The sequence below is a fragment of the Nonomuraea sp. NPDC048892 genome (assembly GCF_040649735.1).
GTDB lineage: Bacteria > Actinomycetota > Actinomycetes > Streptosporangiales > Streptosporangiaceae > Nonomuraea > Nonomuraea maheshkhaliensis.
The window spans coordinates 821,611-843,310 of the sequence record NZ_JBEZFZ010000003.1 but is presented as its reverse complement, the minus strand read 5'-3'; the positions used below and the strand labels follow the sequence as shown (position 1 = coordinate 843,310).

Below are 21,700 nucleotides of genomic sequence, written 5' to 3'. Positions count from 1 at the left end.
AATGTGAACGCTAACACCTACGTGGTCGGAGTGGACTTCGGCACGCTCTCAGGGCGGGCCGTGGTCGTCCGCGTGAGCGACGGCGCCGAGCTGGGCAGCGCCGTGCACGAGTACGCGCACCGCGTCATGGAGCAGACGCTCCCGACCGGCGAGCGGCTCGGCCCCGACTGGGCGCTGCAGTCTCCCCAGGACTGGATCGAGGTGCTGCGGACCGCCGTCCCCGAGGCGGTCGCCGCCGCGGGTGTGCGGCCCGAGGAGGTGGTCGGCATCGGCACCGACTTCACCGCCTGCACCGTCATGCCGACCAGGGCCGACGGCACGCCGCTGAGCGACGAGACGCCGGGCGAGCCGCACGCCTGGCCCAAGCTGTGGAAGCACCACGCCGCCCAGCCGCACGCCGACCGGATCAACGAGCTGGCCGCGCGCAGGGGCGAGAGCTGGCTGCCCCGCTACGGCGGCAAGATCTCCTCCGAGTGGGAGTTCGCCAAGGGCCTGCAGCTCCTGGAGGAGGCCCCCGAGGTGTACGCCAGGGCCGAGCGCTGGATCGAGGCCGCCGACTGGATCATCTGGCAGCTCACCGGCGTCGAGAGCCGCAACATCTGCACCGTCGGCTACAAGGGCGTCTTCCAGGACGGGAGCTACCCGTCGGAGGAGTTCCTGGCCGAGCTGAACCCCGGTTTCGCCGGTTTCGTCGGCAAGCTGGCCACCGGCCAGGTCGGCGACGACGCAGGCGGCGTCCGGCTGGCCGCGCTCGGCGGCCTGGCCGGGCGCCTGACCGCGCGGGCGGCCGCCTGGACCGGCCTGCCCGAGGGCGTCGCCGTGGCCGTCGGCAACGTGGACGCGCACGTCACGGCCGCCGCCGCGGACGCCGTCAGGCCCGGCCAGATGGTGGCCATCATGGGCACCTCCACCTGCCACATCATGCCCAGCGACCAGCTCGCCGAGGTGCCCGGCATGTGCGGCGTGGTCCGCGACGGCATCGTGCCGGGCCTGTGGGGCTACGAGGCCGGGCAGTCCGCGGTCGGCGACATCTTCGCCTGGTACGTGGACAACTTCGGCACCGACGGCCACGAGCGGCTCACCGAGCTGGCCGAGAAGCAGCCCGTGGGCGGGCACGGCCTGGTCGCGCTCGACTGGTTCGGCGGCAACCGCTCGGTGCTGGTCGACCACAACCTGTCCGGCGTGATCGTCGGCCAGACCCTGCAGACCAGGCCGGAGGACGTCTACCGGGCGCTCATCGAGTCCACCGCGTACGGCGCCCGCATGATCGTGGAGACGTTCGAGAAGTCGGGCGTGCCGGTCGAGGAGTTCGTCGTCGCCGGCGGGCTGCTGAAGAACCCCTTCCTCATGCAGGTCTACGCCGACGTGCTGCGCCGCCCGCTGTCGGTCATCGGCTCCGACCAGGGGCCCGCGCTCGGCTCGGCCATCCACGCCGCCGTGGCCGCCGGGGCCTACGCCTCCATCGAGGAGGCCGCCGCGGCGATGGGCAAGCGCACCGAGAACGCGTACGTGCCGGACGAGGCCCGCGCCGACGCCTACGACCGGCTCTACGCCGAGTACCGCAGGCTCCACGACTTCTTCGGAGACGGACAGATGCTGCACGCGCTGCGCGCGATCAGGAACGAGGCACACACGTCATGACCATGAGAGAGATCGTCGCCGGCCTGCACGCGGAGCTGGTCCGCTACAACCTGGTGGCCTGGACGGCGGGCAACGTCTCCGGGCGGATCCCCGGCGAGGACCTGTTCGTCATCAAGCCGTCGGGCGTCTCCTACGACGAGCTGACGCCGCGGAACATGGTCGTGTGCGACCTCGACGGCAACCTGGTGGAGGGCGAGCACTCCCCGTCCAGCGACACCGCCGCGCACGCCTACGTCTACCGCAACATGCCGGACGTGGGCGGCGTCGTGCACACCCACTCCACCTACGCCTCGGCCTGGGCCGCCCGCGGCGAGGCCATCCCGTGCGTGCTGACCGCGATGGCCGACGAGTTCGGCGGCGAGATCCCGATCGGGCCCTTCGCCCTCATCGGCGACGACTCGATCGGGCAGGGCATCGTCGAGACGCTCAAGGGCCACCGCTCCAAGGCCGTGCTGATGCGCAACCACGGGGTGTTCAGCATCGGCAAGGACGCCAGGGCCGCGGTCAAGGCCGCCGTGATGTGCGAGGACGTGGCGCGTACGGTGCACGTGGCCCGCCAACTCGGCGAGCCGCTGCCCATCCCGCAGGATGACATCGACCGCCTGTACGACCGCTATCAGAACGTCTACGGACAGAGGAGCCCGCGTTGAACATCTGGTTTCTGACCGGCAGCCAGGGACTGTACGGCGAGGACACGCTGCGCCAGGTGGCCGAGCAGTCGCGGCGCATCGCCGAGCAGCTGCCCATGCCGGTGGAGTGGAAGCCCGTCCTGACCGACGCCGCGGCCATCCGGCGGATCATGCTCGAAGCCAACGCGGACGACGAGTGCGCCGGCGTGATCGCGTGGATGCACACCTTCTCCCCGGCCAAGATGTGGATCGCCGGGCTCGACGCGCTGCGCAAGCCGCTGCTGCACCTGCACACGCAGGCCAACGTCGAGCTGCCGTGGGCCACCATCGACATGGACTTCATGAACCTGAACCAGGCCGCGCACGGCGACCGCGAGTTCGGGCACATCCAGACCAGGCTCGGCGTGCCGCGCAAGACCGTGGCCGGGCACGTGAGCGATCCGGCCGTGGGCGCGCGTATCCTGACCTGGCTGCGCGCCGCCAAGGGCCTGGCCGAGGTGCGCACGCTCAAGCTGGCCCGCTTCGGCGACAACATGCGCGACGTGGCGGTCACCGAGGGCGACAAGGTGGAGGCGCAGCTGCGCTTCGGCGTCTCGGTCAACACCTACGGCGTCAACGACCTGGTCGAGGTGGTGGACGCGGCCTCGGACGCCGACGTGACGGCGCTGGTCAAGGAATATGCCGAGCAGTACACCGTGACCCCCGAGCTGCTCGGCGAGCGCAACGACTCGCTGCGTTACGCGGCCAGGATCGAGCTGGGCCTGCGCGCCTTCCTGGAGGAGGGCGGCTTCAAGGCGTTCACCACGAACTTCGAGGACCTCGGCGGCCTGCGCCAGCTGCCCGGCCTGGCCGTGCAGCGGCTCATGTCCGACGGCTACGGCTTCGGCGGCGAGGGCGACTGGAAGACCTCGGTGCTGCTGCGCACTCTGAAGGCGATGCCTGAATCCGGGGCTGCCGGCGGCACCTCCTTCATGGAGGACTACACCTACGACATGACGCCGGGCCAGGAGCTCATCCTCGGCGCCCACATGCTGGAGGTGTGTCCGTCGATCGCGTCCGGCACGCCGTCCTGCGAGATCCACCCCCTCGGCATCGGCGGCAGGGAGGACCCGGTCAGGCTCGTGTTCGACGCCGAGCCGGGCCCCGGCATCGTGGTCGGCCTGGCCGACATGGGCGACCGGTTCCGGCTCGTCGCCAACGAGATCGACGTGGTGACGCCGCCGCAGCCGCTGCCCAAGCTGCCGGTGGCCCGCGCGGTGTGGCGTCCGCGTCCCAACCTGCGCACCTCCACCGAGTCGTGGCTGACCGCCGGGGCCCCGCACCACACGGTGCTGTCCAAGGCCGTCGGCCGGGACGAGCTGACCGACCTGGCCGACATGCTGGGCGTGGAGCTGGTGGTCATCGACTCGGCCACCACGACCGAGCGCTTCGCCAAGGAGCTGCGCTGGAACCAGGCGTACTACCGGCTGGCGCAGGGCTTCTAGGATCGCCCCCGGTCCGCCCCTGGGCGGACCGGGCGGGCGATGGTGTGGGATGGTAAGGCCGTGACGCTGACGAACTGGGCAGGAAACACCACTTTTCAGGCACGAGACGTCCACCATCCGACCTCGCTCGACGAGCTCCAGCGGCTCGTCTCCGCCAGTTCCCGGGTGCGGGCGCTGGGGAGCGGACACTCCTTCAACCACGTCGCCGACACCACCGGCGACCTCGTGGTGCTCGACCGGATGCCGGACCTGGCGGAGATCGACGGCGCGGCGGCCAAGGTGCGGGTCGGGGCGCGCATGACGTACGCGCGGCTCGCGCCGCTGCTGCACGAGGCCGGTTTCGCGCTGGCGAACATGGCCTCGCTGCCGCACATCTCCGTGGCCGGCTCCGTCGCGACCGGCACGCACGGCTCGGGCCCGTCCATCCCCGGCCTGGCCGCCGCAGTGTCCGGGATCGACCTGGTCACCGCCGACGGCTCGACGCTGTCGCTCACCCGCGAGGACGCCGACTTCGCCGGCGCGGTGGTGGCCGTGGGCGCGCTCGGCGTCGTCACGTCGCTCACGCTCGACCTGGTGCCCGCCTTCGACCTGCGCCAGTACGTCCGCGTGGGCCTGCCCGCCGACGCCCTGGGCGAGTTCGAGGCGATCATGTCGAGCGGCTACAGCGTCAGCCTCTTCACCGACTTCCGCGACACCCGCGTCTGGCTGAAGCGCGAGGACGAGCTGACCGACCCCGACTGGTACGGCACCACCCCGGCCGAGGCCCCCCAGCACCCGCTCCCGGACATGCCCGCCGACAGCTGCACCGCGCAGCTGGGCGTGCCAGGTGCCTGGTACGAGCGGCTGCCGCACTTCCGCGCCGACTTCCCGCCCAGCGGCGCCGGCGACGAACTGCAGTCCGAGCTGCTGCTGCCCAGGGAGCACGCGGTCAAGGCGCTGCGCGAGCTGTGGGCGATCGGCGATCGCATCCGGCCGGTGCTGCAGATCTCCGAGATCCGCACGATCGCCGCCGACGACCTGTGGCTCAGCCCCTTCAGGGGCCGCGACAGCGTGGCTATCCACTTCACCTGGGTCAAGGACGTCCCCGCCGTGCTGCCGGTGCTGGACCTGGTGGAGCGGACGCTGGCGCCGTTCGACCCGCGGCCGCACTGGGGCAAGCTGTTCACCCGCTGGCCCGAGTGCCCCGAGGGCTTCCGCGATCTGGTGCGCCGCCTCGACCCGGCGGGCAAGTTCGGCAGCGAGTTCACCCGGGTACTGCTGGGGGAGTAGGGCGCGGCCTGGGGCTTGCTCCCCCTGACGTACCGGCTCACCGGTCCCCGGGACGATGTGCCGGGCCCGCTCGTCGGCGATCGTGAAGGGCATGACCGATCACCCCTTCAGGTTCGGCGCGGTCGCCGGACAAGCCCCCGACGCCGGCGCGTGGACCGGCCTGGCCCGCCGGGCCGAGAGCCTCGGCTACGCGACCCTGCTGGTGCCCGACACGCTGGGCACGCTGTCGCCGTTCACGGCCGCGGCCGTCGCCGCCACGGCCACGACGACCCTGCGCGTCGGCACGTACGTGCTGAGCGTGGCCAACCGCACGCCCGCGGCCGTGGCGTGGGAGTGCGCCACCCTGCACACGCTCACCGGCGGCCGGTTCGAGCTGGGCCTCGGCGCCGGGCGGCCCGACGCCGAGCGCGACGCGGCCACGCTGGGCGTGCGCTTCGGCACCCCGGGGCAGCGCGTCTCGCGGGTCGCCGAGACCATCGACGCCGTCAAGGACGTGCCGATCCTGGTGGCCGCGTCCGGCACCAGGCTGCTGCGGCTGGCCGCGCGCAAGGCCGACACGGTCGCGCTCGGCGTGCCGCCGCAGTACACCGAGGAGCAGGTCGCGGCCAAGCTGGACGAGCTGTACGAACTGGCCGGCGACCGCTTCCACGACCTGGAGCTCGGCATGAACCTGGCCTGCGCGGGGGCCGCGCCGCCCGAGTGGGCGCTGCGCCGGTTCGGCCGCACCGGCACCGGGATCCTCACCGGCACCCTCGAGGAGATGGCCGACACGCTGCGCCGCCGCAGGGACCGGCTGGGCATCTCTTACATCTCGGTGAACGCCCAGTTCATGGAGGAGTTCGCGCCCGTCGTGGAACGGCTCGCCGGTACCTGACACGGCCTGACAGGTATGCCTGTCACGCTGGCCCCATGACCGCAAAGGGAACCTTCGACACCGCCAACTGGACGCCCCAGCCGCCCTTCGACGACCGCGACGGCGTCACCCTCGGGCTCGTGACCCTGGACAAGACCTGGCACGGCGACCTGACCGGCACCAGCGTCGTCACCATGCTGATCGCCACCACCCCGGTGGCGGAGTCGCGCTCCTACGTGGCGATCGAGCGGATCGAAGGGACCCTCGACGGGCGCACGGGCAGCTTCGTCGTCCAGCACGACGCCACGGCCGACGAGGGAGAGCAGTCGCTGCGGATCCGGGTGGTCGCCGACTCGGCGACGGGGGAGCTGACGGGGCTCAGAGGGGAGATGGGCATCGTCATCGCCCCCGACGGAGGTCACTCCTACACCTTCGACTACACCCTGTGACGCGCGGCCGCCCAGGGACGACAATCGTCGTATGCCGAAGAGTCACTGGGCATGGGGGCCTGAGCCCGCCGAGCCCGAATTACGGGAGATCGCCCGGCTGTTCACCGAGCACACGGGTCTCGGCGAACCGGCCGCGTGGGAGCCTCCCGTGCCGTTCTCGCCGGCGCTCGTGCCCGCCTCGCGGGTGCCGGCGCCGCCGTTCTGCACGAGCGACCCGTACGAGCGGGCCGTGCGCACCTACGGTCAGGCCTACCGCGACCTGATCCGCGCCTACCGGGGCGACTTCGCCAACGCCCCCGACCTGGTGGCGCTGCCGCGCGACGAGGACGAGATCGCGCGGGTCCTGGAATGGGCCAGTGACCAGGGCGTGGCGGTCGTGCCCAGGGGCGGCGGCACGAGCGTCGTGGGCGGTGTCGAGGCGCGCTTCGACGGCCCGTCGCTCTGCCTGGACCTCGGCCGGATGAACCGGGTCCTGGAGGTGGACCGCGACTCCCAGGCGGCCCTGGTGGAGGCGGGCGCGACGGGGCCGGAGATCAACGCGGGGCTGCCCGACGGGCTGCAACTGCGCTTCTTCCCGCAGTCGTACGAGTTCTCCACGCTGGGCGGCTGGATCGCGACCAGGGCCGGCGGCCACTTCGCCACCCTGCACACCCACATCGACGACCTGGTCGAGTCCATCAGGGCCAGCACGCCCGCCGGGATGTGGGAGTCGCGCCGGCTGCCCGGCTCGGGCGCTGGCCCGTCGCCCGACCGCTGGCTGCTCGGTTCGGAGGGCGCGCTGGGCGTGATCACCCGCGCCTGGGTCCGCGTCCACCGGCGGCCGGTGCACAAGGTCTCGGTGCCGGTGCGCTTCGCCGAGTGGGAGGCGGGGGTGGCGGCCGTGCACGACCTCGCCCAGTCGGGCCTGCACCCCGCCAACTGCCGGCTGCTCGACCCCCGCGAGGCCGCGCTGGCCTCCGGCGGCGACGGACGGCACGCCCTGCTCATCGTCGGGTTCGAGTCGGCCGTGCATCCCGTGGACGCCTGGATGTCGCGGGCGCTGGAGATCGTCTCGTGGCACGGCGGCGTGGCCGGGGCCGCCCGCCAGGAACAGGGCCAGGACCAGGTGTGGAAGGGGGCCTTCACCCGCATGCCGTACCTGCGCAATGCCTATCCGGGCCTGGGCGTGATCGCCGAGACCGTCGAGACGGCGGTCACCTGGGACCGCTTCCCCGCCCTGCACGAGGCCGTCATGGCGGAGGGCGAGGCCGGGACGACGACCTGCCGGCTGGCCTTCGCCTACCCCGACGGGCCCGCGCCGTACTACACGATCATCGTGCCCGCCGAGAAGGGCGCCGAGCTGGAGCAGTGGGACGACCTCAAGCGGCGCGTCTCGGAGACCGTGCTGCGCATGGGCGGCACGATCACCCACCACCACGCCGTGGGCCGCGACCACCGGCCCTTCTACGACCGGCAGCGGCCCGACCCGTTCGCGCTGGCGCTCAAGGCGGCCAAGACCGCGCTCGACCCTCAGGGGGTGCTGAACCCGGGGGTGCTGATCTGACGGGCGCTGATCCGAGGGCGGAAGCGGCGCGGCGGGGTGTGGATGTCGAACCGCAGGCTGGGCTGGGCCAGCACCGAGTGGGGGCGGCTCGCCTCGGTGATCAGGCCGAGCCGCTCGAAGACGGGGAACCTGGCCTCCGTCGCCGTCAGGTGGCGGGGCCGCATCACCGGGTGCCAGATGCTGTAGGTGCCGACCAGCCCGTCCCTGCGCCGGTACCAGCCCAGGGTGGGGTGGGTGAGCCGTTCGAGCCAGTCCTGCTCGCCGTCGAACCCGTCGAGCAAACCCGGTTCCGGCGATTCGGTCGCCACGCAGCGGGCGTCGCCGGCCCGCAACTCCCACCGGGCGGGCGCGGCGTCCCAGTTGGCCTCGACGTGGATGCGGTCGCGCCGCCACGGCATGCCCCACAGATGCTGGGGGATCGCCACGACGGGATGGTCGAGCGCCGTGCCGAAGAACCAGACGCCTGGCCTGCCGAACGCCGTGACGTAGGCCCGGTAGTTGATCTGCCCGCAGTCGATGCCCACCTGGGGCAGGAAGCGGAAGTGGAAGTCGCGGTCGGTGAAGGCCACGGCCGAGACCAGCGCGCCGGGGCCGTCCGCGAAGGTCATCTCCATCGGGGCGAACCCGTTGGGCAGGTGCGCGGCCAGGGCGGCGGCGTCGACCCGGTAGCTGACGATGGCGAAGTCGTCGAGGTCGGTGACCGCGTGGTACCAGCGCGGGCGCGGTCGGGGGGTGCCGGCGAAGGTCATGAAGGTCACCGTACGACCCGCCGGGGCCGCTCGCGCGCCTGTCTGTTCTCGGGGCGCTGCCGGTCGGTCATGGCGAGGCGTCCGTAGCCGGCGGCGAAGACGGCCGCCAGCAGGGCCGCCGCCGCCGCGACGGCGAAGCTCCAGCCGGTCCCGCCGCTCGACAGGATCACCGCGCCCACGGCTCCTGCCACGCTGCCGCCCACCACCCTGACCAGGGCGTTCACGCCGCCGGCCGCCGCGGTCTTGGCGGGCTCCACGTGCTCGACGGCCATCGTGCCGAGCGCCGCGTAGCCGAGGCCCATGCCCACGCCGAGTACGGTCGCGGCGCCGTACAGGGCGGGGCTGGAGGGGCCGGACAGCGCCAGCCACAGCGCGGCGGCCGTCACCAGCGCCGAGCCGCCCGCGACGAGGGCGGAGGCGGTGAACCGGCGCATCAGGGGCCCCGCCAGCAACGAGACCACGAGCATCAGCACCGTCGTCGGCAGCAGGTAGATCCCGACCTGCAACACCGAGGCCCCGAGCGCGCCCTGGGCCAGCGCCGAGACCGTGGTGAGCAGCGCGAACAGGGCGAACCCCAGCAGGAACGACGCCACGGTCGCCCCCACCGTCCCCCGGTGCAGCAGCATGGGGATCTCGATCAGCGGCGCCGCCGTGCGCCGGGCCGTCACCACCCAGACGGCGGCGACCGGCGCGGCCGCGCCGAACAGGCCGAGCGTCAGCGGCGACGTCCAGCCCCAGTCCGCGCCCTTGCTGATCGCGAGCAGCAGGCAGACCAGCCACACCGTGACCAGCGCCGCCCCCGCCAGGTCCGGCCGCCCGGCCCCGCGCGCCGGCTCCTCCCGCACCACGGCCGCGACCAGGGCGAAGCTCAGCAGCCCGAGCCCGGTCAGCAGCCAGAACACCGCACGATGGTCGCCGCCGACCAGCCCCGCCAGGATGACGCCACCGCCGCTGCCGACGCCGATGGTCGAGCTGAGCACGCCGATGGCGCCCGGCAGGCGGTGCGCGGGCACGATCTGCCTGACCAGGCCGATGGCCAGGGCGAGCAGGGGCGCGGCGGCGCCCTGGAGCACCCGGCCGGCGATGAGCGGGGGCAGCGTGCCGGCCACGGCGCTGAGCACCGACCCCACGACGAGCAGGCCGAGGGCGACCAGCGAGACGGCGCGCCTGCCGTACATGTCGCCGAGCCGCGACAGCAGCGGGATGGACACCGCCCCGGACAGCAGCCCGGCGGTGAGCGCCCATGAGGCGGTGGTGGAGGAGAGCCCCCACTGCCGTTCGAGACCCGGCAGCAGCGGCACGACCACGGTCATCTGGAGGGAGCCCACGGCCACCGCGAACGCGAGGACCGCCACGACCCAGGAGTTTTTATACATGTATAGAAAGTAGCATGACAGGATGCCGACGCGAACGGGACGACCGCCGAAGATCACCAGGGCCGAGATCGTGGCCGCCGCGCTGCGGGTGATCGAGACGGACGGGGTGGGCGCACTGACCATGCGCCGGCTGGCCAGAGAGCTCGGCACCACGGCGATGGCGATCTACCACCACGTCCGCGACAAGGACGAGCTGCTCCTGCTGCTGCTCGACGACTACGCCGCCGCCACGCCCAGGCCCGAGCTGCCCGACGACCCGCGCGAGCGGCTGGTGACCGCGGCCACGGCCATGCGCGACGCGCTGGCCCGCCACCCGTGGGCGGTGGACGTGCTGCGGGCCGACGACCTGTTCGCGGTCGGGGCGCTGTGGTATCCGGAGCAGATCATCGACGCGGCGGTACGCGGGGGGCTGACGATCGAGGACGCGGTGGACGTGTACCGGATCGTCTGGCACTACACCAGCGGCGAGATCGGCGGGCGGGCGGCCGCGCGCGAGCGGCGCGAGCAGGGCGGGAGCATCTACAGGGAGCGGGTGTTCACCGAGATCGACGCCGGGCGGTTCCCGCGGCTGGGCCAGGTGGGGAGCCGGTGGGAGGAGCTGACCGCCCGCGACACGTACGCCAAGGGCGTTCGCGCGCTGGCCGTGGGGCTCCTACCGTAAAAGAGGTGGCCGCGAAGGCGCGGCCCGTGAAACGGTCGGTTGCCATGATCCGGTGGAGCGAGGCAGGGCAGGAACGGTCGGCGGTCTGGCGTACGGCGTCGGGGGTGGCCCCTCCCGCGCGCGTCGTCGTGGCCGACGACCGGATGCCGGCCGCCACCGCGTACCGGCTGGCCTGCGAGGGCACCGCGCTGCTGTGGCGCGGCGACTTCCACAACGCCCGCCGGCTGCTCAGCGCCATGGGCCGGCGCTGCAAGCCGGTCGATCCCGCCGGCGGCTTCCACGCCCACCGCCAGGCCAGGTCCCAGCGCGCCCGCACGCTCGGCATGCTGCTCGTCCCCTACGCCGAAGGCAATGTCATTCCGCTGCGCAGGGCGCCCGACGTGCGCGCGGCCTGCGCCGAGGTGTACGGCCCCGACGCCCCGCCAGGAGCCGGGCAACTCCGTGAGCTGCTCGGGCTGATCGGCGCGCACGAGTGGCGCAGGAAGGGCGTGCCCGTTCCCGCGCTGGGCGCCCGCATCCACCCCCACCACGGGGTCTTCTCCCCGATCAGGGGCGAATACGTCGATCTGGTCGCCCAGGCACCGCTGCCGGCGGACGATCGGCTGGCCTTCGACGTCGGCACCGGCACCGGCGTGCTGGCGGCCGTGCTGGCCGGGCGCGGCGTCCGCCACGTCGTGGCCACCGACCTCGACCCCCGCGCCGTCGAGTGCGCCGGTGACAACGTCGCCCGCCTGGGACTCGCCGATCAGGTGGAGGTCGTGCGGGCCGACCTGTTCCCGCCGGGGCGGGCACCGCTCGTCGTGTGCAACCCGCCCTGGCTGCCCGCCAAGCCCGCCTCGCCCCTCGACCACGCCGTCTACGACCCCGGCGGGCGGATGTTGCGCGGCTTCCTGGGCGGGCTGGCCGAGCACCTGGAGCCGGCGGGGGAGGGCTGGCTGATCCTGTCCGACCTGGCCGAGCACCTCGGGCTGCGCACCCGGGCGGAGCTGCTGGCGGAGTTCGACCGGGCGGGGCTGCGGGTGGCCGCCCGCCTCGACGTCGCCCCGCGCCACAACCGGCCGGCCGACGTGGCCGACCCGCTGCACGCGGCCCGCGCCGCCGAGGTGACCTCGCTCTGGCGGCTCACCCGCTGAGCAGCGGCGCCTTCGGGCCGCTCGGCGCTTGCGTCATGGTGGTCCGACCGCGAGGGGCCGGCAGCGGCGCGCGCAGGTTAGCCGGGCCCTCTCAGCGGCAGGAGAGGTGTATGCATATCTCGGGAGTACAGACCGTTCTGCCTGATCACCGCTATGAGCAGGCGGAGATCACCGAGGCGTTCTCCCGGCTGACCAGCTGTGACGAGGACCTGCTGCGGCGCTTCCACACGGCCACCGGGGTGAAGGGCCGCAACCTGGTGCTGCCGCTGGCCGACTACGCCAAGCTCGACTCGTTCGGCCGGGCCAACGACACCTACGTCGAGCTGGCCCTGGAACTCGGCGAGCAGGCCATGGCGGGCGCGCTGCGCAAGGCGGACATATCCCCGGAAAAGGTTGATCATCTGCTGTTCTGCTCCACCACCGGTCTGGCCACGCCCTCGCTCGACGCCAGGCTGGCCCAGCGGATGGGGCTGCGGCCCGACGTGAAACGGCTGCCGGTCTTCGGGCTGGGCTGCGCGGCGGGCGCGTCCGGGCTGGCCCGCCTGCACGACTACCTGCGCGGCTGGCCCGACCACGTCGCGGTGCTGGTGTGCGTGGAGCTGTGCTCGCTGACGGTCCAGCGCGACGACACCTCGATCGCCAACCTGGTCGCCAGCGGCCTGTTCGGCGACGGCGCGGCGGCCGTGGTGGCGACGGGGCGCGGGCGCGGCCCCGAGGTCGTGGCCACCCGCAGCCGCCTCTATCCCGGCACCGAGCACCTCATGGGCTGGGAAGTGGGCGATCACGGCTTCCGCATCGTGCTCGACGCGGACCTGACCGACTTCGTCGAGCAGGTGCTGGCCGCCGACATCAAGGCGTTCCTGGCCGACTACGGCCTGACCCCCGAGCAGGTCGCGAGCTGGGTCTGTCACCCCGGCGGCCCGAAGGTCATCGACAAGATCCTCCAGACGCTGAACCTGGAGCCCAAGGCCCTGGACGTCACCTGGCGCTCGCTGCGCGAGCACGGCAACCTGTCCTCGGTCTCGGTGCTCCACGTCCTCCAGGAGACGCGCGGCCGGCCCGGCACCCCCGCCCTGCTGATGGCGCTGGGGCCAGGGTTCTCCGCCGAACTGCTCCTGCTGCACTGGTGACGGCCTACCTGCTGCTGATCGGCGCGGTCGTGCTCGAACGGCTGGCCGAGCTGGTCGTGGCCCGGCGCAACCTGGCCTGGGCTCTGGCGCGCGGCGGTGTCGAGCACGGCGGTGGGCACTATCCCTGGATCGTCCTGGCCCACGTGGCGCTGGTGATCGCCGCCCCGGCCGAGGTGTGGCTGCTCGGACGCCCCTTCGTGCCCGCGCTCGGCTGGCCCATGCTCGCCGTCGTCGTGCTCGCCCAGGGCCTGCGCTGGTGGTGCATCGGCACGCTGGGCCGGCGGTGGAACACGCGCGTGGTCGTGGTGCCGGGGCTGCCGCTGGTGCGCCGAGGGCCGTACCGGTGGCTGCGGCATCCCAACTACGTGGCCGTGGTCGCGGAGGGGATCGCGCTGCCGCTGGTGCACTCCGCCTGGCTGACCGCGCTCGCGTTCACGGCGGCGAACGCGGCGCTGCTCACGGTACGGATCCGCGTGGAGAACGCGGCTCTGGCAGGCTGGGCACCATGACCGAGATCCTCCCCCTCATGAGACAGGCGGCCGACCGCACCTCCGCACTCGTACAGAAGGTCGGCGACGAGCACCTGGGACTGCCCACACCCTGCGCGGAGTACGACGTCAAGGAGCTGCTCAACCACTTGGAGTGGGGCGCCTCCCTGTTCGAGTCCGTCGTGGTGGGCGGCCCGTTCACGCCGCCGAAGGAGTACACCGGGGACTTCCCCGAGCGGGTCGAGCGCATGCTGGCCGTCTACGAGCGCCCCGAAGCCTGGGAGGGCACGAGCGAGGCCATGGGCGGGCTGCCGAAGGTCGCGCTCGCGAACATGGCGCTGACCGACCTCGTCGCGCACGGCTGGGACCTGTCCCGGGCGACCGGCCTGCCCTACGAGGTGGACGAGGAGACGGCCGGCGTGCTGCTCGCCTTCTCCGCGCGGATGGCGCCCACGGGCCGCGAGCGCGGTGCCTTCGGCGCGGAGGTGGCGGTGCCGGACGACGCACCCCCGCTGGATCGTTTCCTGGGCCTCATCGGCCGGGATCCGGCCTGGAGACCGTGATCCGCGGCAGGCCCTCGGGCTGCTTGCCCGGATAAAGGCCGGTCAGCAGCGTGCTGACCGTGTAGAGATGCCAGGCCAGGGCGGGTTTGGCCACGACGGGGGCGGCGAACAGCGCGCGCACCTCGTCGGGGTTCACGATCGGCGCGAGCGCGTCGAGGCTGCCGAGCACCTGCTCGCGCAGCAGGTCCGTGAGCGCGGGGCCGGGGCTGGTCCGCCAGCTCCACCCGCCCGCGGTCCTGGCGGTGGGCAGGTGCTCGGGCAGGCGTCTCCTGAACAGTGAGGGAGTCTGGTTCGCGGCGAAGCGCCACGGCTTTCCCTCGATCGGCACATCCCGCAATTTCGGGGCTAGCCGCAATATGAGGGTATAAATCACTTCTTCGGAGAGTCGCCAGCTTTGATCAAGGCTCAGCGCCGCGCGTACCACCCGATTGTCCAGGAACGGCCGCACCGGATCACCACGCCGCAGCGAACCCGCCCGCGCGCTGGCCTGCCAGCGGCCGACCTTGTACCAGATGTAAAGGTGATCAAGGGCCTCCAGCCGGTCCGTACGCGCCAGCCACGGCCGGGCGAGCTCGCGGGCGTGCTCGTTGGCCTCGGCGGTGAAGAGCTTGGCGTCCTTGCCGAAGGTCGTCTCGATGCGCCGCCGCAGCGCCTTGTCACCGAGGTCGGTCTGGAGCAGGTTCAGGCTGCCGGCCCGCAGAGTCTCGCCGCTCTGCCCCGACATGGTGGGCTTGCCGGAGTAGGGGAGATAGCTGACGATCGTCTCGTACGCCGAGGTCATCCCCTCACACGTGCGCAGCGTCTCCCAGGCCCGGCTCAGCGGATGCTCCACCAGCACCGCGTCCTTCGCGGCGGTCTGCGGCGGGGCGATGACCGTGTGCTCCACGCCCAGCCTGGCCGCGATCATGCGCGCGATGATCACGTCGGGATGCGTGTCGAGCCCGTTGGTCGTCACCCGGAACGGCACCCGCGCCGCGTGCAGCAGCGCCGCCAGCACCCGGGTGTCGCGCCCGCCGGTCAGCGCCAGGTTCACCGGCTCGCCCAGGTCGCGCAGCGGCTCGACGGTGGCCAGCAGCGCCTCGGCCAGCTCGCCGATCGCCGCCCGCTTGCGCCGCGCCGAGGTGGGCATGGGCGCCGCCTGCGGCAGCGGGGTCTCGGTGACGGTGCGGGCGCCGTCCCGTACCAGCAGGCGTGAGCTCGGCCGCAGCGCCGAGACCCCCTTGTACGGCGTCTCGTCCGACAGGAAGAACCCCTGCCTGACCATCGTCTGGAGGGCGAGCACGTCGTGCTCCACCCGGTCGTCGTCCCGGGCCGCCAGGTGCACGAGCAGGGCCCGGCTGCCGGCCACGTGCAGGTCGGGGGTCTCGGTGTGGAAGACGGGACAGACCCGGTTGATCGCGGTGCTCGCCGACAGCTCGCCGTCGCGGGCGATCCAGGCCGAGAAGCAGCCGCCCGCCGAGTCGTCGGGCAGCCGGGTCACGTCGGCGGGGTCGGCCAGGTGGCCGTTCAGCCCGATGATCCGGCCGTCGTGCTCGGTGAGCAGCGGCGGCTGCCGGGAGTCGTCCGGCTCGTTGGTCCAGGCGAACAGGGAGACGCCGCGGCCGTGCCATTCACGCCCGCGGATGACCTCGGGCGGCACCGGAAAAGCGGATTCGATCAGTGAACGAACCCGGTCCAGGGCACTGGCGGGGATTTCCCCCCGTTTCGCGGCCAAGCCGAGATAAACACGCACATGTAGATATTTATCCCAATTGCCACATTTGTTACAACTGATCACGCATTGATCGCGGTTTGTACTCGCTTATGTCACCGACCCGGCCGCCTCGAACCACATTCCGTCGTACGACTCGGAGGTGGTTGAAATGAGATTTCGCCCATTGATCGTCGGTGTCGGCCTCGTCGCCCTGCTCGGTCTGGCGGCCTGCGGCGGCGGTGAGAGCGGCACCAGCGGAGCGGCCGCTCCCGTGCAAGAGGACGAGAGGCAGCGTCGCCCCGCCGTGCCCAGCGCCTCGCCGAAGCAGCAGGACGAACAGGCCGCGCGCGAGGACGGCGAGCAGGACACGACCGCGGCGCAGATCTCCACGTTCGCCCTCGACGTGGACACCGCCTCGTACGGCTACGCCCGCCGCACCCTCAAGGAGGGACGCTGGCCCGCGCCGGCCGAGATCCGCCCCGAGGAATGGGTCAACGCCTTCAGGCAGGACTACGCGCAGCCGCCGGACGACGGATTCACCGTGCACGTGGACGGCGCCAGGCTGCCCGCGCGCGACGAGGCCGTCATGCGGGTCGGCCTGCAGACCCGCGCCAGCCAGGCGGCCGAGCGGCGGCCCGCCAACCTCACGTTCGTGGTGGACGTGTCCGGCTCGATGGCCGAGGCCGGCCGGCTCGACCTGGTCAAGTCCGCCCTGCAGAAGCTGCTCGACCAGCTCGCGCCCGGCGACCAGGTCTCGATCGTCTCCTTCAGCGACGAGGCGAGCGTGCTGGCCTCGATGACGCCGCTGACCGCCAGGGACGAACTGCGCCGGGCGGTGAACGAGCTCACCGTCGCCGGCGGCACCAACCTGGAGGCCGGCCTGGTCACCGGCTACCAGGAGGCCTCCAAGGCGTTCAGGCCCGCCGCCACCAACCGGGTCATCGTGCTGTCCGACGGCCTGGCCAACCAGGGCAGCACCCAGTGGCAGGCCCTCCTCGACCGGGTCAAGGAGCACGCGGGCAAGCAGGTCACGCTGCTGACCGTCGGCGTCGGCAGGGAGTACGGCGACGAGCTGATGGAGCAGCTCGCCGACAACGGCGACGGCATGGCCGTGTACGTCAGCTCCGAGGAGGAGGCCGAGAAGATCTTCACCACCCAGCTGCCCGCCACCATCGAGCTGCGGGCGCGCGACGCGAAGGCCCAGGTGGTCTTCAACCAGTCCGTGGTGGAGAGCTACCGGCTCGTCGGCTACGAGAACCGGGCGCTGTCGGCCGAGGAGTTCCGCGACGACAGCCGCGACGGCGGCGAGATCGGCCCCGGCCACTCCGTCACCGCCCTGTACGCGCTCAAGCTCAAGCCCGGCGCCGACGGCCAGCTCGCCCAGGCCACCGTGCGCTGGCAGGACCCCGACACCAGGGCAGCGTCCGAGACGAGCGAGTCCCTGCGCTCCGGCGACCTGGCCGCCTCCGTCTGGGACAAGGCGCCGGTACGGCTGCAGGTCGACGTGGTGGTGGCCGCGTTCGCCGGCTACATGCGCGACAAGGAGGCGTTCGGCATGGACCTGGGCTCGCTCGGCGAGCACGCCACCCGGCTGGCCGCCACCTCGGAGGACCCGATGGTGTCGGAGCTGGCCACGCTGATCGACCGGGCGAAGTCGATCCGCTGACACCGGCGGGGCGGCCCGGACCGGGCCTCCCTGTCTGCCTCCCTGTCTGCCTCCCTGTGCCGGCCGCCGGCCCGATCGGCGAGTGTGCGCCGGAAGTCCCGGAGTCGGCTACACTTTTGACTGGCACGAGGGGCTATGGCGCAGTTGGTAGCGCGCCTCCATGGCATGGAGGAGGTCTGGGGTTCGAATCCCCATAGCTCCACTCTCGGCGAAGGCCGCTCCCGCGATCGGGGGCGGCCTTTCGTGTGTCCGGAGTCAGGACGGATCCCCCGATATCGTGGATCTATCGAACAATTGTTCGTATAATAGAAGACATGAACCCTGTGGAACTGCCTGAGATCTGGAGGCCGCCCGTCGTCGAGCATGCCGCGGCGATCCGCGACGGCGCGGAGCGTTACCTGCTCGCCTGGGGTGACGACGCCCAGGGGGCGCGGTGGGGATACCTGCTGTGGCCGCCGCGGGCCCGGCACGACGCGAGCGCGCGCTGGGTGCACTGGAAGGAGATCCGCCCCGTCGCGGGCGAGGATTACAGCGCGGTCCCCATCGCGGATCCGCTCCTGTGAACCGGCTGATACTGACTAGAGTCAGATAATGGACGACACGGCGATCGGACGGGTCCGCCGCTTCCAGCGGACCGTGACCCAGCGGATAGGGGCGCTCAACGACGGATTCCTGGCCAGGGGGCGAGCCCTCGGCCAGGCGCGGGTGTTGTGGGAGATCGGCGCGGAAGGCAGCGAGATCCGCGCGCTGCGGGCCCGGCTGGAGCTCGACTCGGGATACATGAGCAGGCTGCTGCGCTCGCTGGAGGCCGACGGGCTGGTGGAGGTCGGCGGCGCGGGCCCCGACGGGCGCGTCCGCACGGCCCGCCTCACCGCCGCCGGGCTGGCCGAGCGGGCCGAGCTCGACCGCCGCTCCGACGAGGTGGCCGCGTCGATCCTGCGGCCGCTCTCCGGCACCCAGCGCGAGCGCCTGGTGGCCGCGATGTCGGAGGTCGAGCGACTGCTGATCGCCTCCATGGTCGAGGTGAAGGTGCTCGACCCCCGCCACCCCCATGCCCGCCACTGCCTGCGGGCCTACTTCGCCGAGCTGGCCCGCCGCTTCGACGACGGGTACGATCCCGCGCGCGGCATCCCGGCCGGTGACGAGGAGGTGCGGCTGCCCGCCGGGATGTTCCTGGTCGCGATGCTCCACGCCGAGCCGGTGGGGTGCGTCGCGGTGAAGCTGCACCCCGCCTCCAGGGCCGGTTCCGGGTGGGCGGAGATCAAGCGGATGTGGGTGGACCCGACGGCCCGCAGGCTCGGTCTCGGGCGGCGGCTGCTGGCCGAGGCGGAGGGGCGGGCGGCCGGCCACGGCGCGCGTACGCTGCGGCTGGAAACCAACCGGGCGCTCACCGAGGCCGTCGCCCTCTACCGGGCGGCCGGTTACGAGGAGGTGGCGGCGTTCAACGACGAGCCGTACGCCCATCACTGGTTCGAGAAACGCCTCTCGCGATGAGCGGGCCCCCGATCAGGGGTGCGATCAGGCGGGCGGGTTGAAGCGGTGGTAGCCGGGGGCGGTCCAGCCGGCGGGCAGGGTGCCGGCGCGGTCGACGTACGCGTCCAGCTCGAACCGCACCACCGGCTCCGCGCCCCATTCCACCCGCGCCCGCCCGGTGAGCTGCAGGGTCCCGCCGCGCTCCCAGTCGGGGAACAGCAGCCCGGCCGCCGGATCCAGCTCCAGGTTGCCCAGAGTCATGTACATGGTGTTGCCCGGATAGTCGGGGAACTCCAGTGAGCGTGGGCCGGTGACCCGGACGAAGCCGGGGTTGCCGCCCCGGTGCGACACGTCGGCGCCGTAGCCCTCGGCGCGCGTGGCGATGAAGAACGTGTCGGCCGCCGCGATCAGGTCCGAGTGCCGCAGGTCCAGGGCGGTGCCGTGGCCGAGGACGGCCGGGGTGCCGGGGGCCGAGGTGGGTTCGCGGGTCTGGATGTACTTGGGGCAGTTGGCGTAGACCTGCTCGGTCCTGACGACGAGCGTGTCCCCGTCCCGTACGGCGCCGCCGTTCACCCGCATCCTGCGCCGCGTGTGCGGCTCGATGGCCAGCAGGCCGAGGTCCCGTTCGGACTCGAACAGCCCGTGCAGGGGATCGCCCGCGCCGGGCAGGGCGCGCAGCACGATCGTGCGCTCGCCCGCGGCCGTGGCGAACCCGGCGGGGCCGGTGAGCACGCTCGCCCACGGCCGCCCGAGGTCGTCGGCGGCGCCGATCAGGATCATGCGCTGCGCCCGCAGGAACGCGGCCGCGACCTCGGGGATCTCCGGCCTGGTCCGCGAGCTGCCGCGATCGTGCGCGACGCCGTTGCGCCGCTGCACCGCGACCTCGCCAGGGTGTGCGCGCATTAGAAGAATCCGCAGGTCGGCGCGCCGGTCGTGGGTGCGGGGCGGTCGCCGGCGCCGTCTGGGGCGAAGATCTCCAGCCGGATGCCGTCGGGGTCTTCGAAGAAGACGCCGCCCGAGGTGGCGCCTTCGCCGTGCGGCACCACGCCTCCGTGGTGCACGACCGCGCCCAGCTCCCTGATCGCCCGCTCGGCCCGCTGGACCGCCTCCAGGTCCGCCACCTGGAACGACAGGTGGTGCAGCCCGGGCCGGGCGGTGGCGAAGCGGCCCTCGCTCTGCTGCCACAGGGTCAGCTTCAGCGTGCCGTCCTGGGCCAGGAACACGTAGCGCCGGCCGTCCTCCTCGGACTCGCGGGCGACCGTGAACCCGAAGACGCGCCGGTAGAACTCCTTGGACGCCTCGACGTCGGTGACGTTGAGCCCGATATGCCCGGTCTGGAAGGACATGCCTCACTCCTCTAACGCATGCGGCGCTGGTTTGCCGTTAGAAGGACTATAACGGCAAATTTGCGTCTATGGCGTTAGAAGTGGGTCACCTCTTGTGCTCCCGGTAGTGCCGGGCCGCGCGGGCGCGGTTGCCGCAGGCCGTCGAGCACCATTCCTGACGCGGATGCTCCTTGACGAAATAGAGCACGCAACGCGGCGCCCGGCAGGTGCGCAGCAGAGCCCGGTCCGGGCCGGCGAGGAACTCCACCGCCGCCGTCGCCAGCCGCCCGCACAGCCGGGCCGGCTCATCCGTCCCCCTGGCGGGGGTGACGACGAGGGACGGCTCTCCGTTCCAGGACAGTTGCGCGGCCGTGGGGGCCGCCAGGGCGGTGGCGTTGACCAGGGCCAGCGACTCCTCGAACCCGGGCAGCTCTGGCGCGTCCGCCCGGCTCGGCGGCTCCGGGGTCACGGCCCTGGCGAACAGGGCGCGTACGGCCTGACGCAGTCGTACGACCTGATCCCGCAGCTCGTCGGAGGCGGTGAAGCCGGGATCCAGGCCCAGCTCGGCCGCGTGCTCGCGGGCCCAGGCCGTCAGGCCGTCCGCGTCCGACAGGGCGTCGACCAGGCCGGAACGGTCGGCTCTGACCGTGCTGACGAAGTCCAGACTGAGATGCGGCACCTGTTCAACCTAACGCCTGTCCGACTGTCTTGCCGTGAGAAAGAAGCCGGGAACTACCGTCCGCTCCTGAGGTCAGGCGCGGGCGACTCCGGCGAGGATGCCCGACCTGACCAGGTCGTACGCCTCCCCGGGCGTCCCGTCGGGCGTCCAGTCGGCCACCGGCACGACACCGGGACCGACCAGCTCCATCCCCCCGAAATAGGACGCGATGGTGTCGTAGCCGCGCCTGGCCAGGCCACCTGAGTCGGTCGCGGCGTAGACCTGCTGGCCCGCCCGCGCCTCCTCGTCGGTGACGTCGCCCGCGTACAGGTGGGAGAGCACCAGGTAGGAGCCCCGCGGCAGCCGCTCGCGCACGCGGGCGACGATCCTGGCCGCCTCGGCGTCGTCGGTGATGAAGTGCAGCACCGCCACCATGAGGACGGCGTACGGCTCGGAGAGGTCGAGATGCCCCGTGACGAGCGGATCGTCGAGGATCGCGTCGGGGTCCCTCAGGTCGCCCTCCAGCGCGATGACATCCGGCTGCCTGGCCAGCAGCGCGCGGGCGTGTGCCAGCACGATCGGGTCGTTGTCCACGTAGACGACGCGGGAGCCGGAGACGTGCCGCGCGGCCACCTGGTGCACGTTGTCCTGGGTGGGCAGCCCGGCGCCGATGTCGACGAACCGGCGCACGCCCGCCTCGGCGATCGAGCGCACCGCGCGGCCGAGGAAGGCGCGGTTGGCCAGGGCGATCCGCCGGGTGTCGTTGCCCATCCTGCGGCCGAGCCTGATCATCTCTTCAGCGGCCCTGCGGTCGGCGGCGAAGTTGTCGCGGCCGCCGAGGTAGTAGTCGTACATGCGGGCGACGCTGGGCACGGTGGGGTCGATCCCGGCTGGTGCGCGGTCCGCCTCGGTCATCT

Annotated in this window: 22 protein-coding genes and 1 tRNA gene; 16 read left to right on the top strand and 7 right to left on the bottom strand. The window is 72.4% G+C overall.

The window, feature by feature from the left end; genetic code table 11:
* The first annotated feature begins 21 nt into the window (after nucleotides 1–21).
* The 7 genes from araB to AB0C28_RS13395 all read left to right on the top strand — a co-directional run bounded on the left by araB (nucleotide 22) and on the right by AB0C28_RS13395 (nucleotide 7,868).
* Nucleotides 22–1,641 (top strand): ribulokinase, encoded by a 1,620-nt coding sequence (gene araB, locus AB0C28_RS13425; protein WP_358074432.1) that lies wholly within the window; start codon nucleotides 22–24, stop codon nucleotides 1,639–1,641.
* Between the two features lie 2 nt (nucleotides 1,642–1,643).
* Nucleotides 1,644–2,291 (top strand): L-ribulose-5-phosphate 4-epimerase, encoded by a 648-nt coding sequence (locus AB0C28_RS13420; protein WP_357845251.1) that lies wholly within the window; start codon nucleotides 1,644–1,646, stop codon nucleotides 2,289–2,291.
* Nucleotides 2,288–3,754 (top strand): L-arabinose isomerase, encoded by a 1,467-nt coding sequence (araA, locus tag AB0C28_RS13415; protein ID WP_358074309.1) that lies wholly within the window; start codon nucleotides 2,288–2,290, stop codon nucleotides 3,752–3,754. The genes AB0C28_RS13420 and araA overlap by 4 nt, the downstream gene beginning before the upstream one ends.
* Before the next feature lie 60 nt (nucleotides 3,755–3,814).
* Entirely contained in the window at nucleotides 3,815–5,023 is a 1,209-nt protein-coding gene (locus AB0C28_RS13410; RefSeq protein ID WP_357843303.1) for an FAD-binding protein, read from the top strand.
* 91 nt (nucleotides 5,024–5,114) lie between these two features.
* Entirely contained in the window at nucleotides 5,115–5,897 is a 783-nt protein-coding gene (locus AB0C28_RS13405; protein WP_358074306.1) for an LLM class flavin-dependent oxidoreductase, read from the top strand.
* A gap of 35 nt (nucleotides 5,898–5,932) precedes the next feature.
* On the top strand, nucleotides 5,933–6,325 hold the full coding sequence (locus AB0C28_RS13400; RefSeq protein ID WP_357843309.1) for a DUF3224 domain-containing protein: 393 nt from the start codon (nucleotides 5,933–5,935) through the stop codon (nucleotides 6,323–6,325).
* A 31-nt stretch (nucleotides 6,326–6,356) separates the two neighbouring features.
* Entirely contained in the window at nucleotides 6,357–7,868 is a 1,512-nt protein-coding gene (locus tag AB0C28_RS13395; RefSeq protein ID WP_357843312.1) for an FAD-binding oxidoreductase, read from the top strand.
* Here the strand turns inward: AB0C28_RS13395 and AB0C28_RS13390 are convergent.
* Nucleotides 7,835–8,617 carry a DUF2071 domain-containing protein gene (locus AB0C28_RS13390; protein WP_358074303.1) on the bottom strand — a complete coding sequence of 261 codons (783 nt, stop codon included), beginning with the start codon at nucleotides 8,615–8,617 and terminating at the stop codon, nucleotides 7,835–7,837. The genes AB0C28_RS13395 and AB0C28_RS13390 overlap by 34 nt on opposite strands.
* 5 nt (nucleotides 8,618–8,622) lie before the next feature.
* Nucleotides 8,623–9,993 carry an MFS transporter gene (locus AB0C28_RS13385; protein WP_358074300.1) on the bottom strand — a complete coding sequence of 457 codons (1,371 nt, stop codon included), beginning with the start codon at nucleotides 9,991–9,993 and terminating at the stop codon, nucleotides 8,623–8,625.
* A gap of 22 nt (nucleotides 9,994–10,015) precedes the next feature.
* On the opposite strand from AB0C28_RS13385, the gene AB0C28_RS13380 reads away from it, so the two are divergent.
* The 5 genes from AB0C28_RS13380 (at nucleotide 10,016) to AB0C28_RS13360 (ending at nucleotide 13,968) form a co-directional block, all read left to right on the top strand.
* On the top strand, nucleotides 10,016–10,654 hold the full coding sequence (locus tag AB0C28_RS13380; protein ID WP_357843321.1) for a TetR/AcrR family transcriptional regulator: 639 nt from the start codon (nucleotides 10,016–10,018) through the stop codon (nucleotides 10,652–10,654).
* A 26-nt stretch (nucleotides 10,655–10,680) separates the two neighbouring features.
* On the top strand, nucleotides 10,681–11,787 hold the full coding sequence (locus AB0C28_RS13375; protein WP_358074297.1) for a class I SAM-dependent methyltransferase: 1,107 nt from the start codon (nucleotides 10,681–10,683) through the stop codon (nucleotides 11,785–11,787).
* 110 nt (nucleotides 11,788–11,897) lie between these two features.
* Nucleotides 11,898–12,917 (top strand): 3-oxoacyl-[acyl-carrier-protein] synthase III C-terminal domain-containing protein, encoded by a 1,020-nt coding sequence (locus AB0C28_RS13370; protein ID WP_358074294.1) that lies wholly within the window; start codon nucleotides 11,898–11,900, stop codon nucleotides 12,915–12,917.
* Nucleotides 12,914–13,426, top strand: coding sequence for an isoprenylcysteine carboxylmethyltransferase family protein (locus AB0C28_RS13365; protein ID WP_358074291.1), 513 nt, complete (start codon nucleotides 12,914–12,916; stop codon nucleotides 13,424–13,426). The genes AB0C28_RS13370 and AB0C28_RS13365 overlap by 4 nt, the downstream gene beginning before the upstream one ends.
* Nucleotides 13,423–13,968: a TIGR03086 family metal-binding protein gene (locus AB0C28_RS13360; RefSeq protein WP_358074288.1), complete on the top strand. Its 546-nt coding sequence runs from the start codon at nucleotides 13,423–13,425 to the stop codon at nucleotides 13,966–13,968. Before AB0C28_RS13365 ends, AB0C28_RS13360 begins: the two co-directional genes overlap by 4 nt.
* Here the strand turns inward: AB0C28_RS13360 and AB0C28_RS13355 are convergent.
* Nucleotides 13,937–15,607 (bottom strand): asparagine synthase-related protein, encoded by a 1,671-nt coding sequence (locus tag AB0C28_RS13355; RefSeq protein ID WP_358074285.1) that lies wholly within the window; start codon nucleotides 15,605–15,607, stop codon nucleotides 13,937–13,939. The two genes, AB0C28_RS13360 and AB0C28_RS13355, sit on opposite strands and share 32 nt — an antisense overlap.
* Nucleotides 15,608–15,830: 223 nt before the next feature.
* Here AB0C28_RS13355 and AB0C28_RS13350 point away from each other — a divergent pair, with 223 nt between their 5' ends.
* The 4 genes from AB0C28_RS13350 to AB0C28_RS13335 all read left to right on the top strand — a co-directional run bounded on the left by AB0C28_RS13350 (nucleotide 15,831) and on the right by AB0C28_RS13335 (nucleotide 18,821).
* Nucleotides 15,831–17,327: a von Willebrand factor type A domain-containing protein gene (locus tag AB0C28_RS13350; protein WP_357843338.1), complete on the top strand. Its 1,497-nt coding sequence runs from the start codon at nucleotides 15,831–15,833 to the stop codon at nucleotides 17,325–17,327.
* Nucleotides 17,328–17,456: 129 nt separating this feature from the next.
* Nucleotides 17,457–17,529 (top strand) — tRNA-Ala (locus AB0C28_RS13345).
* 112 nt (nucleotides 17,530–17,641) lie between these two features.
* Entirely contained in the window at nucleotides 17,642–17,890 is a 249-nt protein-coding gene (locus tag AB0C28_RS13340) for a hypothetical protein (protein ID WP_357843341.1), read from the top strand.
* A gap of 28 nt (nucleotides 17,891–17,918) precedes the next feature.
* Complete coding sequence (locus AB0C28_RS13335) at nucleotides 17,919–18,821, top strand: bifunctional helix-turn-helix transcriptional regulator/GNAT family N-acetyltransferase (RefSeq protein WP_358074282.1); 903 nt, start codon at nucleotides 17,919–17,921, stop codon at nucleotides 18,819–18,821.
* A gap of 24 nt (nucleotides 18,822–18,845) precedes the next feature.
* On the opposite strand, the gene AB0C28_RS13330 is transcribed toward AB0C28_RS13335, so the two are convergent.
* From AB0C28_RS13330 to AB0C28_RS13315, 4 genes are all read right to left on the bottom strand, one after another.
* The gene (locus AB0C28_RS13330) at nucleotides 18,846–19,703 is read right to left on the bottom strand and encodes a pyridoxamine 5'-phosphate oxidase family protein (RefSeq protein ID WP_358074279.1); all 858 of its coding nucleotides are present in this window, start codon (nucleotides 19,701–19,703) and stop codon (nucleotides 18,846–18,848) included.
* Entirely contained in the window at nucleotides 19,703–20,146 is a 444-nt protein-coding gene (locus AB0C28_RS13325; RefSeq protein ID WP_358074276.1) for a VOC family protein, read from the bottom strand. The genes AB0C28_RS13330 and AB0C28_RS13325 overlap by 1 nt, the downstream gene beginning before the upstream one ends.
* 85 nt (nucleotides 20,147–20,231) lie before the next feature.
* Nucleotides 20,232–20,804 carry an ABATE domain-containing protein gene (locus AB0C28_RS13320; RefSeq protein ID WP_357843353.1) on the bottom strand — a complete coding sequence of 191 codons (573 nt, stop codon included), beginning with the start codon at nucleotides 20,802–20,804 and terminating at the stop codon, nucleotides 20,232–20,234.
* Between the two features lie 72 nt (nucleotides 20,805–20,876).
* Nucleotides 20,877–21,698: an SAM-dependent methyltransferase gene (locus AB0C28_RS13315; protein ID WP_357843356.1), complete on the bottom strand. Its 822-nt coding sequence runs from the start codon at nucleotides 21,696–21,698 to the stop codon at nucleotides 20,877–20,879.
* Between the last annotated feature and the right edge of the window lie 2 nt (nucleotides 21,699–21,700).